The organism is Peribacillus sp. NPDC094092 (assembly GCF_050279365.1).
In the GTDB taxonomy this organism is placed as follows: Bacteria; Bacillota; Bacilli; order Bacillales; family DSM-1321; genus Peribacillus.
This window is the reverse complement of record NZ_JBNNUC010000005.1, coordinates 342,066-359,367: the sequence shown is the minus strand read 5'-3', so window position 1 is coordinate 359,367 and position 17,302 is coordinate 342,066. Positions and strand designations below refer to the sequence as shown.

The window sequence follows — 17,302 nt, the reverse complement described above, 5'->3', positions numbered from 1 at the left end:
GTGTAGCTATGAGGAAACACTCAATTTTGGGGATGATTCTTATACTGCTTCTTGCTGGATGTGCGCCTAGTTTTGAGGATAAGCAAGAGGTAGTTCAAGACTCCAAAGACAAAAAAGAAACGGCAATCATTCCGAAGTATAAAATTTCGGAAGAATACTATCAAACAATCCTACCGTTTGAACCATCAAAAGCACGCGGTTTGGTCGTATCCAATCTAAATACCCGATATGACATTGAAGAATTCGAAAATGGATTGATGCGATTGGCCCAAACCCAATTCGACCCGGAAGATTACCTATTTCAAGAGGGGCAAATGCTGGATAGTTCCAAGATATCTTCCTGGCTGAACAGAAAATATACCGATAGTCAGTTGAAAGAAAAGAAGATGAAGGCCTCGGAGAACGTTGGCTTGAATCCGGTTGATCCAGGTAAAGGAGACATTGATAAACGGAATGAAGAAAATCCAATTTATCTTGCCCATATTTTAGAACATAATTACTTGGTCAAAACAAAGGATAATTCGGTGAGTCTTGGAGGGGTAGTAATAGGTCTTGCGTTGAATTCAGTGCATTACTATCAAAAAGAGGCATTCGGTGCCACCTATGAAAATAAAATCGATAGTAAAAAGCTAAAGCAAGAAGGGGAGAAAATTGCTGCAGAAGTCTTAAAAAGGCTGCGTAAAATGGACAAGCTGAAAAATGTTCCGATTACGATTGCTTTATTCGAGCAAAATGAAAAATCCTCGGTAGTCCCAGGGAATTTCATTTCCTATACAAATATCGATAAAAACTCTGACAATATTGGAAAATGGACGGACTTGAACGAAGAGTATTTCCTATTTCCTTCTGCTGGTGCCGAAAAAAAATATCGTGATGACGTCAATACTTTCACGAACTTTAAAGAAGATGTAGAAGAATACTTTCCTAACTTTAATGGAGTCATCGGCAGGGCGTTCTATATGGATGATCAATTGCAAAGTCTGAACATCGATATCCCCATTCAATTTTATGGGAACTCGGAAGCGATCGGCTTTACCCAATATGTTGCCGGGCTTGTAATGGAACGTTTCCCGAACTACATTGCCGTGCAGGTATCCATTACCTCTGTAAATGGACCTGAAGCGCTCATAGTCCGTGAAGCAAATCAAGACGAACCTACCGTGCATATATACGAATGAAAAAGGATGAAGCTTAACGGCTTCATCTTTTTTGCGATCCGCTTTAAAATTTGTGAATTTCAAAATAACCTTTAACCTGGAACAAAATATATTATAGGAAGTAAACCCTTCCATCTTAGGGAGCAAATGCATTATAAAGGGAACATTTGTCGAATTTTAAAGGTCTTATTGTCATTTCCCCGGAAATTCCGGCAACTTTCCCATATTTCCCGGAAAATATCTCTTTTTCCTTATGAAATAATTGATTTTCGACATTGTATCTCTTGTTGCTTTACTGTGCAATAGTTTGATATGATTTAAACGATGATTATATGGAGAAAAGCGACGAAATTCAGTCGATTTGGATATTTTTTCGGAGGTGAAGAGAATGTCACGTATTTCTATGGAACAAGTTAAACACGTTGCCCATTTGGCTCGTTTGGCCATTACGGAAGAAGAAGCACAACAGTTTCAGCATCAGCTTGACCAAATGATTTCATTCGCGGAGCAGTTGAATGAGCTTGATACGGATCAAGTAAAACCGACTTCTCACGTTTTGGATATGAAGAATGTTATGCGCGAAGATGTCGCAAAACCAGGATTGCCAGTAGAAGAAGTAGTTAAAAATGCACCGGATAGCAAAGAAGGATATATCCGTGTACCATCTATAATTGAATAAGGAGGGACAATGATGTCGTTGTTCGAACAAAAGGTTTCTGAGCTTCATGAACGCTTACATAAGAAAGAGATAAGTGTCACTGATCTTGTTAACGAATCATATAAGCGGATCGGACAGGTAGAGGACAAGGTGAAGGCATTTTTGACACTTGATGAAGAAAACGCCCGCAGTCAAGCAAAACGATTGGATGATCAATTGGTAAAAGGCGAGAACGAAGGCGCTTTATTTGGTATGCCAATCGGAGTGAAGGATAATATTGTCACTAAAAATTTGCGTACGACTTGTGCGAGCAAAATTTTGGAGAACTTTGATCCAATCTATGATGCAACCGTTGTTCAAAAACTACAAAAAGCAGAAACGGTTACGATCGGAAAATTGAATATGGATGAGTTTGCGATGGGTTCCTCTAATGAGAACTCCGCATTTCAAGCAACACGCAACCCATGGAACACGGAATATGTGCCAGGCGGTTCTTCGGGTGGGTCAGCTGCATCTGTCGCTTCCGGTGAAGTCCTATTCTCATTAGGTTCCGATACGGGTGGTTCGATCCGCCAACCAGCTGCATATTGTGGAGTTGTTGGCTTAAAACCTACATATGGACGGGTTTCCCGATTCGGACTTGTAGCATTTGCGTCTTCATTGGACCAAATTGGGCCGGTTACAAGAACCGTTGAAGATAACGCTTATTTGCTTGAAGCAATTTCAGGTGTCGATCCAATGGATTCCACTTCTGCTAATGTTGACGTGCCGAATTTTGTGAATTCATTAACAGGCGATGTTCGAGGATTGAAAATAGCTGTGCCGAAAGAATACCTTGGTGAAGGCGTTGGCGAAGAAGCACGTAATTCCGTTCTTGAAGCGTTAAAAGTGTTAGAGGGGCTTGGAGCTGAATGGGAAGAGGTATCATTGCCGCATTCCAAATATGCTTTAGCTGCCTATTATCTGCTATCTTCATCGGAAGCTTCGGCTAACCTTTCACGTTTTGACGGTGTACGTTACGGACATCGTACAGATAATGCGGAAACTCTTATAGAAATGTATAAGCAAACCCGTGCAGAAGGATTCGGTGACGAGGTGAAACGCCGTATCATGCTTGGAACGTTCTCCTTAAGTTCCGGTTATTATGATGCTTATTATAAAAAGGCTCAAAAAGTACGTACGTTAATCAAGAAAGACTTTGAAGATGTTTTTGAAAAATACGATGTCATCGTTGGGCCGACTACACCTACGCCTGCATTTAAAATCGGTGAAAAAGTCGACGATCCATTAACGATGTATGCGAATGATATCTTGACGATTCCAGTCAATCTTGCTGGTGTACCAGGTATTTCCGTGCCATGTGGATTTGCAGCGAATGGGCTTCCGCTTGGTCTGCAAATGATTGGAAAGCATTTTGATGAAAGCACGATTTACCGCGCAGCTCACGCATTTGAGCAAGCAACAGATTTTCATAAACAATTTCCTAAGCTGTAAGGGGTGAAAATAATGGACTTTGAAACGGTGATTGGTCTAGAAGTACACGTAGAATTAAAAACGGATTCTAAAATTTTCTCAGCGAGCCCAAACCATTTTGGTGCCGCTCCAAATAGTAACACGACTGTAATCGACCTAGGCTACCCAGGTGTATTGCCTGTCGTCAATAAAAAGGCTGTTGATTTTGCAATGAAGGCTGCAATTGCCCTGAATTGCGAAGTGGCGGAAATTACGAAATTCGACCGGAAAAACTATTTTTACCCGGACAATCCTAAAGCATACCAAATTTCACAGTTCGATCAGCCAATCGGTGAGCATGGTTGGATTGAAATCGAAGTGGGCGGCAAGAAAAAGAAAATTGGCATTACCCGCATTCATATGGAAGAGGATGCAGGAAAGCTGACACATAAAGGGAACTATTCACTTTGTGATTATAACCGCCAAGGGACGCCACTTGTCGAAATCGTATCTGAACCGGATATCACTTCCCCGGAAGAAGCTTATGCTTATCTGGAAAAGTTGAAATCGATCATTCAATACACAGGCGTTTCCGATTGTAAAATGGAAGAAGGCTCACTTCGCTGTGATGCTAACATTTCCTTGAAACCTGTCGGGCAAAAGGAATTCGGTACGAAAACCGAATTGAAAAACTTGAACTCATTCAACTTCGTTCGCAAAGGGTTGGAGCATGAAGAAATTCGCCAAGCTGAAATCCTGAATGAAGGCGGCATAATCGAACAGGAAACTCGCCGGTTCGACGAAGCTACAGGCAGAACGGTTCTGATGCGAGTTAAGGAAGGATCCGATGATTACCGTTACTTCCCGGAACCGGACTTATTGACAATCCATATCGATGAAGAATGGAAAGCGCGTATTGCTGCCGAGATTCCGGAACTTCCGGATGCACGTAAAAAACGCTATGTCGAAGAATTCGGCTTACCGGAATATGATGCAGCCGTTTTGACGGTAACGAAGGAAAGTGCCGATTTCTTTGAAGCGACAGTCGCTTCAGGCGCGGATGCGAAACTAGCATCCAACTGGATCATGGGTGAGGTTTCCGCTTTCCTGAATGCAGAAGGTAAAGAGCTGCATGACGTCAAATTGACTGCTGAATCGTTGGCTGGAATGATCAAGCTGATTGAAGATGGCACGATTTCTTCTAAAATCGCTAAAAAAGTTTTCAAAGAATTGATTGAAAACGGCGGAGATGCTGAAACGATCGTCAAGGAGAAGGGACTAGTCCAAATTTCCGATGAAGGTGCATTGCGTACAGCCGTTGAAGAAGCATTGAATAATAACCCGCAATCTATTGAAGATTTTAAGGCCGGTAAACAAAAAGCAATCGGCTTCCTTGTCGGGCAGATCATGAAAGCGACAAAAGGACAAGCCAATCCACAGCTTGTTAATAAAATTTTGGTGGAAGAAATCAATAAACGTTAATATTGACCGTATCACTTTTAAAGTGGTACGGTTTTCTCTTGATTAAGAAACGGGTTCATTGTGAAAACCTTGAAAAAATATTTTTAATTTTTTTTGAGTTATCTGTAGGGTAACTCCTTTTTGTGTCGTCTATTACATGAATGTTTGACAGGAAAGGAGGAAGAGAAGTGACGGATGAGTTAGTTGAGAAGGTTAGGGCTGGGAATGATCATGCATTCCGATTGTTGATCGAAACTTATAAACAGACGGTTTATAGAACCGTCTATTCCGTTTTGCGGAATCAAAAGGATGCAGAAGATGTTACCCAGGAAGTCTTTATCAAAATCTACACTTCTCTTCCTCAATATAGGAACCAAGGTTTCAAAACTTGGATTACCCGAATTGCGATCAACCATGCAATCGATCTAAAAAGAAAGAGGGAACGCCAAAAGGAAGAATTGCAGGACGAACATTCACCGGAAGCGAATTTGGGCTTAACTGATGATGTCGAGGCAGTATTTTTTCGGAATGAAAGGCGAAAGCAAGTATTACGGAAGCTGAATGACCTTCCAGAGGGATATCGGGATGTTGTATATGGCTATTACATAAAGGAAAAGACCTTCAAGCAAATTGCAGAGGAACAGCAGATTCAAGTGAAATCTGTCGAGGTAAAGCTATATCGGGCAAGAAATTGGATGAGAAAACATTGGGAAGAGGAGGATTTTTCATGAATCATGTCCCTGAAGCAGAATGGGCTGCATATTTGGCAGATAAAATACCAGAGGCTCTAAAAATTGAATATGAAAATCATCTATACTCCTGTGACAAGTGTTTGTCCGCCTATATGGAAGCGATGGAAAAAGAAATGAGTCAGGACATTGAAGGATTTGATATTGATATTGCAGGTCCTGTCATGGACTCGATTGGCCGATTGAAAGGCGACTCTGTTAAAGGGGAAAAGCAACACCGGAAGGAGAAGTCACTTCGGACGATAACAAGACATTACCTGATTGCTGCCGGGTTTACGATCTTATTGATGGCAGGCGGAGTATTTCAATCATTGACAGAATACGTGGATTCTGTTGAATCAAGCAGTGAAAAGGAAACACAGTCCTTAACCGATGGACTTATTGATAAAACATTTAATTGGATGGAAAGTATCGAAAAGAAAAATAAGGAGGGCTTTAGAAATGAATAAAAATCCGGTTTTAGCTTTTTTATTATCCTTTCTGCCAGGTTTCGGACATTTTTACCTAGGGAGGAAATATAAAGGGTTATTTTATTTTCTTGTCACGGCCGGATTGGGGCTTGGTGGTCTTTTTCTTTCGTTGATCAGCCAATCGGATGCGTTTCTGGCTTTTTCCATTATTGGAATGGTGTTTTATTTCATCAGTATATTTGATTTGGTGGTCACCTCACTGAAGAATCCTAAAAGTGAAGAAGATGCAGGGGGGATGGCAGATCAGCCGGAAGCGGAAAGATTTTATGTAATCATCCTATCATTCGTTCCTGGATTAGGGCATTTTCAGCTGGGCCTCATGAACCGTGGACTTATTTTTCTCATTGGCTTTTTAGGCCTTGGCATCATGGTGATATTCATCAGTGTGATGACACAAATGGAAGGTCTATTAATATTCATGGCACTGTTGCCTGTTATCTGGATTTACAGCTTTTTTGATTCTGTTCAACAGCTGAATAAAAAGCAAAGAGGTGAGGAGCTTATCGATCGGACCGTTTTGGAAGATTTCGAGGAGAGGCGGGAATCCGGGAAGAAGAGTAAATCGGTCGCGACTTTATTGGCTATTTTCCCTGGTGCAGGTCATCTATATTTGGGACTGCAAAAACGTGGGATACAATTGATGGCCGGCTTTTTATTCGCCATTTATATACTGGATTTACTCCGGTTAGGTTTCTTCTTTTTCCTTATTCCGATTATCTGGTTTTATAGTTTTTTTGATGGATTGCAAAAAGCCTCGAAAATGGAAGAGGGTCCAGTAGAAGATACTCCCATCATTTCGGGAATGGTCAATCATCAAAAATGGGTAGGATTGGGGTTGGTGGGACTTGGAGTCTATTTCTTGGCCAGTAATATCATCGTCCCGGCCATTGCTCCTCATTTGGATGAATGGATAGGAAGAAACTTGGAATACTGGTTTAGAGATTATTTTCAAAAAGGTCTTGTATGCATCCTTCTAATAGGCGGGGGAATCAAATTGCTGTCGGGAAGTAAAAAAGAGAGAGCCAAGGAGGGGACAAAATGAGAACATGGAGAGTCGGAACGATTTCAATGGGGATCTCCCTGGTTGGTTTGGGTTTGGTTTTACTGGTTTCTCAAATTGCGGATATGAATTTGACGACGATTCTGCTATCATGGTGGCCGTTGCTGTTCATTATCTTGGGTGCAGAGATTCTCTTCTATATTTATTTTTCGAGAAAAGAAAGTTCTTTTGTAAAGTATGATATTCTTAGCATTCTTTTCGTGGGATTGCTTGGAACGACGGGAATAGTTTTAATTCTGCTAACATCAAGCGGATTGATTGATCAAGTTAGGGCTGCCGTGAATAGTGAAGAGAAAACGGTCAATTTGCCTGGTTTCAATCAAAAGGCAGGGAAAGGCATACAAAGAGTTGTCCTGGACTCTGGCCCATACCCATTGACTATTGAAAGTGGTAATGACGGGGAAGTTTCCGTTTTTGGAACATATGGTGAGCGGGTAATGGAAGATGCCGATTCGTTGTTGAAGAAGGCGGAAGATTATTTACTCGTTGAGAGAAATGGTGATACGCTTTATATAAGCTTCAAGGATTTGCCGATTCAAAATGGACTTTTGGAAAGTGGTGCAAGTGATCTTAAGGCAACTCTTATAATCCCTGCAGAGTTAGCGGTGGAGATAGACGGAAAAAGTACCGATCTTGTCTTGAAGCCTAGAAAACTCATGAATGACTGGACTGTGAAGGACAGCGGAAATCTGAGTGTATTCCTTCAGGATAATAGTGATATCAAGATAGATGCTAGGGGTGCCGAGGAACTTGAAGGCCCGAAGAATAGCTGGAAGATGACAGAAGTGAAAGAAGAAGCAAGTGAAGTAGGCATTGTAAAAAAGAATGGGATATTCACTATTGGCAAAGGGAAACATACTTTAACGGTTACCGATGCATTCAACGTGAATGTTCAATATCCATGATTGAAATCATTTACTAGAATAAAGTTGTAAAAAGCATTATAATTTCCCTGATACGATTTCTAGTCAAATGCAAAAGATATGGACCGAAATACGGTCCTCTTTTTTTCGAATATTGCTTTTCATGTAACGAAGGATTAAGATGTAAATTATGGAATCAATATGTATAAGGATGATGGGAAATGAAAAGAGCAAGGTTGATTTACAACCCGACTTCGGGCCGGGAAGCCATTAAGAAGAGCCTGCCAGGTGTGCTAGCAAAACTTGAAGAAGCTGGTTATGAAGCTTCTGCACATGCGACGACCGGTGCTGGGGATGCGACGAAAGCGGCTAAGATAGCGATTGAACGCGGCTATGAAATAGTTATTGCAGCAGGGGGCGACGGTACGATTTATGAGGTTGTTAATGGACTGGCCACAGCAGAGAAACGTCCGAAACTAGGAATCATTCCGACGGGAACGACTAATGATTTCGCGCGGGCGCTGCATTTACCGAAGACGATCGAAGGGGCAGCCGAAATAATTGCCGGTGGGCATACGATGCCAGTCGATATTGGGAAAATGAATGATAAGTATTTCATCAATATTGCTGGCGGAGGCAGGTTGACCGAATTGACCTACGACGTGCCGATCAAACTGAAAACCATGCTTGGTCAGCTAGCCTACTATATTAAAGGAATTGAAATGCTTCCTTCGATCAAGCCGACGGAAGTTTCTATTGAATATGATGGAAAGCTTTTTGAAGGAGAGATCATGCTTTTCTTGGTTGCTAACACGAATTCGGTCGGCGGCTTCGAGAAACTGGCTCCTGACGCCTCTTTGAATGATGGTATGTTCACGTTGCTTATCTTGAAAAAGGCAAACCTCGCTGATATTGTGCGTGTCGCGACATTAGCAATGCGCGGTGAGCATATCCATGATAAGAACGTCATTTATGAAAAAGCCAACCGAATTAAAGTACATGCCAAAAATGACATGATGCTTAATTTGGATGGGGAATTTGGCGGGATGGCCCCAGCTGAATTCGTAAATCAGTACCGCCATTTTGATGTATTCATCCCGCAAGGAATACTGCCGGACGATCCGGCAAATAAATAGGGTGAAAAGGCCACTGAATCTGGTGGCCTTTTCAGTTTAATGAAGCAAGGAGAATTGCAAACATGTATATCAGGAAAGCGACACCGGAAGATGCGGACAAGGCAGCTGTATTGACCCGGTTAGCGATTAAGGAAATTGCAGAGGTTTTGACAGGCGAAACGGAAGAAGGAAGAATACTTTCCGTTCTTGCCGATTTGTTCAGGAAAAGTGGAAATCGGATCAGCTATGAAAATACGCTTGTCAGCGAACATGATGGACAAGTATCTGGATTGATCATTGCTTACCATGGCAAGGATGCCGAAAGCTTGGATGAACCGATAGTGAAACAATTAAGGATGAAAATGAAAGACCCAAGCGTTACGCTCGATAAGGAAGCGGAAATGAGAGACTTTTATTTGGATACTGTGTCCGTTGACCCGAATTTTCAAGGAAAAGGAATTGGTAGTGCACTGATTCAATATGTAGAGGGGTACGCTAAACAGAAGGGATATCCAAGAATTTCTTTAGTCGTTGAAAATCAAAATGAAGCGGCGAATCGTCTCTATAGCAGATTAGGATATAGGGAAATGAAAACCATTTCGATTAGCGGCCATGAATTTCGCTATATGGTGAAGGCAATAGAAGAACCTCCTGTTTAACAGGGGGTCCTTTTTAGTCATTTGAAATTTGGCACTGTATGCGATTACATTTGCTGCCCGTTCATGGCTGCCCAATCAGAGTAAGCTCCGGTGCCATTACAGCCGGGACAGTCGTGTATATCGGAAAAATGATATTCCGTAGGTACGAAGGAGCTGTATCCACGTCCGTAACAATCCGGACAGAGGCCTTTTTCCTCCATACTTGCTCGGTGTTTTTCTAACCTTGTAGCATTCCAGGCTGATATAGAGTTAAATAAACCCATTTCCTCACCTCATCTGTTTTTCCTTATTTTTCATTTTTTATTGAACTTTTATTCATGGAACTATGAAAAATCCGTAATTCCTTCCACTATATTTTTATGAAAAACAGGGTAAATTGGTGAGTGGTTTTGTGGCAAGGCCTCTATTGTGGTAAAATACAGGCTAGCATAAAAAAGAAAAGAGAAGATGATATGAAAAAAACAGCACCAGTTGCTAAAAATGATATTATAGAGGTTTTATTTGAAGATTTAACACATGAAGGAGCTGGCGTCGCAAAAGTCGATGGCTACCCGATCTTTGTTCAGAGCGCCCTTCCAGGTGAAAAAGCAAAAATTAAAGTGATGAAGGCCAATAAAGGTTATGGCTTCGGACGCTTGATGGAGATTATCGAAAACAGTCCATACCGGGTTGAGGTCACGACTGAAGATTACCATAAATACGGTGGCTGCCAGCTGCAGCATATGAGCTATGAAGGACAGTTGAAATACAAGGAAAGACAAGTGCGTGAAGTGATGACGCGCATTGGGAAACTTGAGGATGTGAAGGTTCACCCGATCATCGGGATGGAGAATCCGACTCATTATCGTAATAAAGCGCAAGTGCCTGTTGGTGAAAAGGATGGCAAGCTAATAGCAGGGTTCTTCAAGCCGCGGACACATGAAATTGTTGAAACGAAAGAAAGCATTATCCAACATGAAGTGATCAATGAAGCTGTTCAAATTGTTAAAGAGATTTTCAGTAAACTTGGTGTCCCTGCTTACAATGAAGAGGCACATAAGGGTGTATTACGGCACATCATGGCCCGTTATGGCAAGCAAACAGATGAATTGATGATTGTTCTCGTAACAAGAACGAAAAGCATTCCTTTCATCGAAACAATCGTGAAGGAAATCGTTGAACGTCTTCCACAAGTGAAATCCATCGTTCAAAACGTTAATTCCAAGAAAACGAATGTTATCTTAGGCGATAAAATGACTGTACTATGGGGCGACGAAGTGATCCATGATATGATCGGTGATGTGAAATTTGCGATTTCAGCAAAGTCTTTCTACCAAATCAATCCGGGCCAAACGAAAGTCCTATATGATAAAGCACTTGACTATGCAGGGCTGACTGGTGAAGAAACAGTGATCGATGCCTATTGCGGCATTGGAACCATCTCTTTATTTTTAGCTAAGAAAGCGAAAAAAGTAATCGGTGTCGAAGTGGTCGAAGAAGCGATAGAAGACGCACGCCGCAACGCTGAATTGAATGATATCTCAAATGCAGAATTCATGGTTGGCGATGCAGGTAACGTAATTGCTGAATGGTATCAAAAGGGCAATACTGCGGATGTCATCGTTGTGGATCCTCCTCGCAAAGGTTGTGAAGAGTCCCTTCTGAATACGATCATCGAGATGAAGCCGAGCAAAGTCGTATACGTATCATGCAACCCAGGCACTCTGGCGCGTGATCTTCATCTCTTGGAAGAAGGCGGATATAAAGCAGTTGATATCCAGCCTGTCGATATGTTCCCTATGACGACACATGTTGAAAATGTAGTGTTATTAGAGTTGAAGTGATGGAATGGGGCCCGGTCTAAATGACCGGGCCCTTAGACTGTAGGCGAGCTCGATGAAAATTGCCTACAGTTTTTTTATGGCTTGTAACAATTTGGACTCCGCTTCAGGCACTCGCTTTCCGCGGGCAGGCAGGGAGCCTCCTCGGCATGCTGAGCAAAGGTCTCGTGCCCGCTCCAATCATCTTTGTTTTAACATTTAGTGGTGTTGCTTTGGTTCAGGTGATTAGGGAACATCATGTGATGAAAGAGATGTTTTCCGAACCTCTTTTACCCACAAGCTGTGGGAATCGGTCAATGACCGGGCCCGTGAAAGGAGGGGGATTTTTTTTTTTTGAATGGATATTCTTGATGCTCTGCCTTGGACATATAGTAAGGAATATATGAAATGTGAGGCAGGTGATGATTTTATTAATTTTCAAAAAGCGGTTGCTGTAATTGTTGGTAGCTTTTTGGTTGGTATTGGAATCAATGGGTTTTTAGTTCCGCACCATTTAATAGATGGCGGCGTTATTGGGATTGCACTCATCTTTCATTATTTCTTTGGTTTTCAAACAGGACTATCCATGTTGATCCTCAGCATTCCCCTATTTTTATATGCCTGGTACTATGAACGGCCTTTTTTCTATAGCAGTGTTCACGGGTTGCTTCTGACATCCCTTTTTATGGATTGGCTTAATCCGTTTAAAAAGGTCTTTTCCATGTCGATACTGACAAGCTCTTTGATTGGCGGTGCCATCATAGGGATGGGCATAGGTCTCATGCTTCGATATGAGACAAGCAGCGGAGGAACGGATATGTTAGCCAAAATCATCTCGAAGTCTACTTCCATGGATATTGCATTGGCGATTATCGTCATAGATACACTAATCATTTCAGCGGCAGCATTCACCTTAGGTATCGAAATTTTTCTTTTTTCATGTGTGACGATCGTCATCATTGGACTGATCACTTCGCTTATGAAAGTGAGGAAATGAATATATTATCAGTTCCTTAGGATATAGGCGACTTCATCTATTGCCTTTTGCAGCTTTTCGCTATTTTTGCTAAACATCTCTTTAGCTTCCTTTGATTCAGTTCCAAGTGCGAACAACTCTAAGTCCGCTTGGCATTTTTTCAAGGTCGCGAGCATAAGGGGTTTTTCTTGAGGAGAAGGAACTTTAAGTTTATCATCAAAAAGGTCCACGGTTAATTCCCCGTTGGAATTGGCTTGACCAAGAAAAACATTTTCAAGAATTACACCCAACTTATCCAGTTCAGTATGAAGCCAATTTCGGTTCAGTCCAATCGTGGAAAGCGGTTCATCAAGTATGTTGCCGTCCATAATGATGGTTTGTGGCTCCTTTACTGCAGCCACTGAAAGGTTAAGGTCCTTAGGTGTAATAGGTTGATTTTGCTTCTTTAACATTACGGAAAAATCCCCGTTGGCTTCCAATAAGGCAAACTCAACTTCAGAAATATCGAAGACATCCTTTTTCCGGAGCAATGCCAATAATTCATCGATGGTATACTTCTCTTTTTTTAAATTATCTTCCATGACCTTCCCATCTTTGATGAAAACCGATGCTTTTCCTTCCACAAGATCACGGAAAGTTTTACTTTTTAGGGATATTGATCCCGCAATGAAGGGTGCTATGGCAAAAACCAGAATCGACAGTACACCATGGATAACATTGCCCTCAACTTTCGTAGCTAATTCTGCCCCAACATTACCAATGGTTATACCCGTTACATATTCAAAAAAGGAGAGCTGTGACAATTGCTTTTTTCCTAACACTTTTGTAATCACAAAAAGAACAATTAAAAAGAATAATGAACGTAAAACAATTTCTATCCAATCCGGCATTACCAAACACCTCCTGCTTGATCATGGTATTTAAAAACCTTTATATTGTGGTTCTTCCCGTTCTAACTCTCCCACGCGTTTCTGTACATCCTTCATAACTTCATTCACCACCAGCATCGTTTCATGCAAGATGCGTTTAGATTCATCATCTTGAGTCCGGAGTGCTAAGCTGGATAAACCTGCTTCAACTCCTTTAAGACTAGAGACACATTGTTTTACATTAGAAGCTATCGTCATATAGCATCCTCCTTATCCTTTGGATCTAAATATAATGGCTTGTAACACTTCGATATTGTTTTTTCCTGGCACTGGTTAATTCAATCGTGCCAGTGACAACAATCGATCAATCCTTGCTTTTATGCATCCGCGAACTCTCCGAAAACAATGTACGCAGCCGTGAACAAGCAGGCACTTCAAACCTTATATGACCCGATTACATAAGAGAATCATGGTTCATTCGTATTCAATGGAAACGGCATGGGCAATGCATGGAATCGTCTCACTTTGTTGAAAGGATAGAGGAGATAGCAAAGCGCCGGTAGCCACGACGAGCAAACGTTTTATTTCTCCCTTTTTCATGCGATTCAATAAATGACCATAAACGACGGTTGCTGAGCATCCAGGGCCACTTGCCCCGGACAAGACCGGTTGACCATCCCTGTATATCATTAAACCGCAATCTTTATATTGCTCTTCTTTAATCGGCGTTCCATGTTTTTCAAATAATGCCAAAGAAACTTCATGTCCAATCTTTCCTAAATCCCCAGTCACTATTAAATCATAATAGGATGGGGCGAGGTTCCGTTCTCTTAAATGGGCTTCAATCGTATCTACAGCAGCTGGGGCCATGGCACCGCCCATATTGAAAGGATCAGTCAATCCCATGTCGATGACACGGCCTATCGTAGCTGAAGTCACCTTAGGGCCTTCCCCGGCACTACTCAATAAAGCCACTCCTGCCCCCGTAACGGTCCATTGGGCTGTTGGAGGTTTTTGCCCCCCGTATTCAGTTGGGTAGCGAAATTGCTTTTCCACTGCAGCGTTATGACTTGATGCTCCTGTCAATAAGTACTGTGCCCCTTTGGTATTGACAAGGTATGCACCAAGAGCCAGTCCCTCCATGGAGGTGGAGCAAGCACCAAATAAGCCAAGATAAGGTGTTCCCAGTGTACGACAGGCAAAACTCGTAGGGGTTATTTGATTGATAAGGTCGCCTCCAAGGAAAAATTGAATCTGTTCCTTCTGAAGACCCGCCTTTTCGATTGCTTTTGTACTCGCTTCTTCCAATAAGACTTTATGTGCCTTTTCATAGGTATCTTGATTTATCCATAAATCGGAATGGAGAAGATCGAAATCATCCGCAAGCAAACCTTCCGCTTCGAATGGACCGCCAACGGTTCCCGTGGAGACGATGACAGGTTTTTGATCAAACACCCATGTGCGATGTCCCGTAAGCATTATAAACCACCCCATTGTAGAGTATTGTCATTGATAAGATAAGATCTTGGAATAAACATAGATCCTTCAGCCAATTCCTTTTGAAATCCTTTTATTAAGGTCTTTTTAAGTTCATGCCATTCAAATTCTAAACGACCTGTTTACGAAAATTTTAAGCGTATGAATCAATAGCTTCAGCAACCTCGTCCTGTTTCAATAGCTTTGGGCTTGATTGTCCGTAGTTCAATCAATTGGATTGCTTGTATGTAACCCTATGGTAAATTCAGGCCAGGTCCTTTATGACAGGAAAAAGAATGAAAGGCTTCATTCTGCTTATGGAATTAAGATATAAAAAAGGCTGGTTGCTTTAACCAACCTTTTTTATATGAATGATTATTGTTTATATTGAGGTTCCTCGTTTTGAATCTCTTCAATGCGAGGCGTGATGCTGTCCACGATCGTTTGTGTTTGTTGGGCAGCTTGTTGGTATAGTTGTTTGGCTTGCTCATTATCTGTGGAAAGGGCGAAGGTTTCAAAGCTCGCTTGAGCACTTTTCAGCCCTGCAATAGTTGTCTTGACATCGTTTATTACTGTCATGTATGAACCTCCCTAGTTAGTAACTGCCTTATTAGAGTAAGGAAAAAATGAAGATCTATACCTTCCAAATTTCTCTAGGATTTACATTAATCAAACGTTTGATTAATGGAACAGGAACAGGCAGAAGCGCAGTTAATATTATTCTCCACCTATTTGTTACGCAAATCGTTTTATTGTTTAATTATTGACTGAATTCAGAATTCTTAATATAATTACAGAAAACATAACATGATTACGTGAGGTGATATGACATTTATATTCGGGATGATTTGTATGGTAGAGTTGCTTTTGAAATTTCATCTGAAGAATTGTTAAAAGGCCTGCTATTTTATAAAAGCAAACAGGAGTCGGAAATTGAAGCGATCAAAGGTAAAATACATAAATATGAGCAAAAACGAAGAGCTGAAGAAGCTTGGTATCAATCCCTATCACCATTTAAACGCTTTTTTACAGGGCGTGCCCCAAGTCATCACCAGGCCGTTGAGCATTTGGCGAATGTTAAAGATAGATATAAAAAAATTGAGATGATAAAACAGAAGGTTGCTCTTCTAAATCAGGTGATCGGTTTACTTGAAGCTGAAGTTGAAACGGAAATACGGGAAATGAATTTACCATCAGACATCATGAAAGAAATAATGGACTGGCAGAAAGCGGAGGGAACGCCAAGATGACTCTAGAAACGGTTAGCGCGGGATTGGATACGGTTTGGGTGGTTCTGACAGCAGCCATGATTCTATTAATGGAGGGCGGGTTTGCTTTATTGGAGGCGGGGTTCGTCCGTACGAAGAATAATGTGAATATCATCATGAAGGTTTTTGCCGATATTACGATCGGAACGCTTTGCTATTTCGTCGTTGGTTTTGGCTTAATGTATGGAACGGATGTATTTGGAACCATTGGGACAAGTGGCTTTCTGTTGAAAGGTGATTTGTCGCACATCGACCTTACGATTTCCATGGATGCATTTTGGTTATTTCAAGGCGCATTCGTCATCGCCGTTATTTCCATAGTTTCGGGAGCGGTTGCGGAAAGGATTAATTTTAGGGCGTATCTTATTTTTGTCGTAATGATGACGGCATTCATCTATCCGATTGCCGGTCACTGGGTATGGGGGGGTGGCTGGTTAAGCGGGTTGGGTATGCAGGACTTCGCAGGGTCTGCGGTCATACATGCATTAGGCGGTTTTTCTGCACTTGCCGCTGCCATTGTTATCGGTCCGAGAGCAGGTAAATTCACCTCACGGGGAACTAGCTCCATTTCGCTGCCGAGTAACCTTCCACTGGCATCTGTCGGAGCATTCCTTTTATGGTTTGGCTGGTTTGGGTTTAATGCAGGAAGTACCTTGCAGGCTACAGATATACGCATTGGACATATTGCCATTGTCACGATGCTCTCAGCAGCATCAGGGGGAGCGGTGACATTGATCTATACACTATTTAGATATGGACGGTCGGATGCACCTTCCGTCATAAATGGCTCACTTGCGGGTCTTGTCGGGATTACTGCTGGATGTGCATTCGTTAGTGATCTGGCAGCATTACTGATTGGAGCTGTTTCTGGAATGTTGATGTTAACTGCGACAAACTGGTTGGAAGCCCGAAAAATCGATGATCCGGTTGGTGCCTTTCCCGTTCATGCGGCATCAGGAATGTGGGGTACGATAGCAGTAGGGCTTTTTTCCACTGAAAACGGATTGTTTGCAGGTGGTGGATGGCATTTGCTCGGAGTTCAATCGGTAGGATTAGTGGTATTATGCATCTGGGGCTTTTCAGTGACATGGCTCGTTTTTAAAGTCATAAATGTTTGGCTGCCTATAAGATCCACTGAAGAAGAAGAAGAACTTGGGTTGGATATCAGTTATCATGGCATCATGGCCACGCATACCTCGCCTGAGTTCATCAAGGTAGAGGACTACTATAAGCAAGATGAAGAATTGACAAGGTAATGTCCATAATACAA

General features: G+C 41.9%; 19 protein-coding genes. 14 read left to right on the top strand and 5 right to left on the bottom strand.

Annotation, left to right across the window (positions count from 1 at the left end; genetic code table 11):
- Nucleotides 1-8 precede the first annotated feature (8 nt).
- From ACQKNS_RS22330 to ACQKNS_RS22285, 10 genes are all read left to right on the top strand, one after another.
- On the top strand, nucleotides 9-1,178 hold the full coding sequence (locus ACQKNS_RS22330; RefSeq protein ID WP_427645438.1) for a CamS family sex pheromone protein: 1,170 nt from the start codon (nucleotides 9-11) through the stop codon (nucleotides 1,176-1,178).
- 367 nt (nucleotides 1,179-1,545) lie between these two features.
- On the top strand, nucleotides 1,546-1,836 hold the full coding sequence (gene gatC, locus ACQKNS_RS22325; protein ID WP_427645437.1) for an Asp-tRNA(Asn)/Glu-tRNA(Gln) amidotransferase subunit GatC: 291 nt from the start codon (nucleotides 1,546-1,548) through the stop codon (nucleotides 1,834-1,836).
- 12 nt (nucleotides 1,837-1,848) lie between these two features.
- Complete coding sequence (gene gatA / locus ACQKNS_RS22320; RefSeq protein WP_076372750.1) at nucleotides 1,849-3,309, top strand: Asp-tRNA(Asn)/Glu-tRNA(Gln) amidotransferase subunit GatA; 1,461 nt, start codon at nucleotides 1,849-1,851, stop codon at nucleotides 3,307-3,309.
- A gap of 12 nt (nucleotides 3,310-3,321) precedes the next feature.
- On the top strand, nucleotides 3,322-4,749 hold the full coding sequence (gatB, locus tag ACQKNS_RS22315; RefSeq protein ID WP_214745491.1) for an Asp-tRNA(Asn)/Glu-tRNA(Gln) amidotransferase subunit GatB: 1,428 nt from the start codon (nucleotides 3,322-3,324) through the stop codon (nucleotides 4,747-4,749).
- 167 nt (nucleotides 4,750-4,916) lie between these two features.
- Nucleotides 4,917-5,459, top strand: a complete 543-nt coding sequence (locus ACQKNS_RS22310) for an RNA polymerase sigma factor (protein ID WP_427645436.1) — start codon at nucleotides 4,917-4,919, stop codon at nucleotides 5,457-5,459.
- The gene (locus ACQKNS_RS22305) at nucleotides 5,456-5,926 is read left to right on the top strand and encodes a hypothetical protein (protein WP_427645435.1); all 471 of its coding nucleotides are present in this window, start codon (nucleotides 5,456-5,458) and stop codon (nucleotides 5,924-5,926) included. The genes ACQKNS_RS22310 and ACQKNS_RS22305 overlap by 4 nt, the downstream gene beginning before the upstream one ends.
- Nucleotides 5,919-6,989 carry a hypothetical protein gene (locus ACQKNS_RS22300; RefSeq protein ID WP_427645434.1) on the top strand — a complete coding sequence of 357 codons (1,071 nt, stop codon included), beginning with the start codon at nucleotides 5,919-5,921 and terminating at the stop codon, nucleotides 6,987-6,989. The genes ACQKNS_RS22305 and ACQKNS_RS22300 overlap by 8 nt, the downstream gene beginning before the upstream one ends.
- A complete protein-coding gene (locus ACQKNS_RS22295; RefSeq protein WP_427645433.1) occupies nucleotides 6,986-7,912 on the top strand; it encodes a LiaF transmembrane domain-containing protein in 927 nt (308 codons plus the stop codon). Before ACQKNS_RS22300 ends, ACQKNS_RS22295 begins: the two co-directional genes overlap by 4 nt.
- 179 nt (nucleotides 7,913-8,091) lie before the next feature.
- Nucleotides 8,092-9,006, top strand: coding sequence for a diacylglycerol kinase (locus ACQKNS_RS22290; RefSeq protein ID WP_427645432.1), 915 nt, complete (start codon nucleotides 8,092-8,094; stop codon nucleotides 9,004-9,006).
- A gap of 62 nt (nucleotides 9,007-9,068) precedes the next feature.
- On the top strand, nucleotides 9,069-9,644 hold the full coding sequence (locus ACQKNS_RS22285) for a GNAT family N-acetyltransferase (protein ID WP_427645431.1): 576 nt from the start codon (nucleotides 9,069-9,071) through the stop codon (nucleotides 9,642-9,644).
- Between the two features lie 44 nt (nucleotides 9,645-9,688).
- Here ACQKNS_RS22285 and ACQKNS_RS22280 read toward each other — a convergent pair whose 3' ends face one another.
- The gene (locus ACQKNS_RS22280) at nucleotides 9,689-9,907 is read right to left on the bottom strand and encodes a methionine aminopeptidase (protein WP_427645430.1); all 219 of its coding nucleotides are present in this window, start codon (nucleotides 9,905-9,907) and stop codon (nucleotides 9,689-9,691) included.
- Between the two features lie 189 nt (nucleotides 9,908-10,096).
- Here ACQKNS_RS22280 and rlmD point away from each other — a divergent pair, with 189 nt between their 5' ends.
- The gene (gene rlmD / locus ACQKNS_RS22275) at nucleotides 10,097-11,467 is read left to right on the top strand and encodes a 23S rRNA (uracil(1939)-C(5))-methyltransferase RlmD (protein WP_427645429.1); all 1,371 of its coding nucleotides are present in this window, start codon (nucleotides 10,097-10,099) and stop codon (nucleotides 11,465-11,467) included.
- A 379-nt stretch (nucleotides 11,468-11,846) separates the two neighbouring features.
- Nucleotides 11,847-12,440: a YitT family protein gene (locus ACQKNS_RS22270; protein ID WP_427645467.1), complete on the top strand. Its 594-nt coding sequence runs from the start codon at nucleotides 11,847-11,849 to the stop codon at nucleotides 12,438-12,440.
- 8 nt (nucleotides 12,441-12,448) lie between these two features.
- On the opposite strand, the gene ACQKNS_RS22265 is transcribed toward ACQKNS_RS22270, so the two are convergent.
- From ACQKNS_RS22265 to ACQKNS_RS22250, 4 genes are all read right to left on the bottom strand, one after another.
- Complete coding sequence (locus tag ACQKNS_RS22265) at nucleotides 12,449-13,309, bottom strand: DUF421 domain-containing protein (RefSeq protein WP_427645428.1); 861 nt, start codon at nucleotides 13,307-13,309, stop codon at nucleotides 12,449-12,451.
- A 30-nt stretch (nucleotides 13,310-13,339) separates the two neighbouring features.
- On the bottom strand, nucleotides 13,340-13,546 hold the full coding sequence (locus ACQKNS_RS22260; protein WP_076372773.1) for a DUF1657 domain-containing protein: 207 nt from the start codon (nucleotides 13,544-13,546) through the stop codon (nucleotides 13,340-13,342).
- Between the two features lie 216 nt (nucleotides 13,547-13,762).
- The gene (spoVAD, locus tag ACQKNS_RS22255) at nucleotides 13,763-14,767 is read right to left on the bottom strand and encodes a stage V sporulation protein AD (protein WP_427645427.1); all 1,005 of its coding nucleotides are present in this window, start codon (nucleotides 14,765-14,767) and stop codon (nucleotides 13,763-13,765) included.
- A gap of 372 nt (nucleotides 14,768-15,139) precedes the next feature.
- Nucleotides 15,140-15,343: a DUF1657 domain-containing protein gene (locus ACQKNS_RS22250; RefSeq protein ID WP_057278507.1), complete on the bottom strand. Its 204-nt coding sequence runs from the start codon at nucleotides 15,341-15,343 to the stop codon at nucleotides 15,140-15,142.
- Nucleotides 15,344-15,612: 269 nt separating this feature from the next.
- Here ACQKNS_RS22250 and ACQKNS_RS22245 point away from each other — a divergent pair, with 269 nt between their 5' ends.
- Together ACQKNS_RS22245 and ACQKNS_RS22240 are read left to right on the top strand one after the other, a co-directional pair.
- Nucleotides 15,613-16,014, top strand: a complete 402-nt coding sequence (locus ACQKNS_RS22245; RefSeq protein WP_427645426.1) for a hypothetical protein — start codon at nucleotides 15,613-15,615, stop codon at nucleotides 16,012-16,014.
- The gene (locus ACQKNS_RS22240; protein WP_427645425.1) at nucleotides 16,011-17,288 is read left to right on the top strand and encodes an ammonium transporter; all 1,278 of its coding nucleotides are present in this window, start codon (nucleotides 16,011-16,013) and stop codon (nucleotides 17,286-17,288) included. Before ACQKNS_RS22245 ends, ACQKNS_RS22240 begins: the two co-directional genes overlap by 4 nt.
- Nucleotides 17,289-17,302 lie beyond the last annotated feature (14 nt).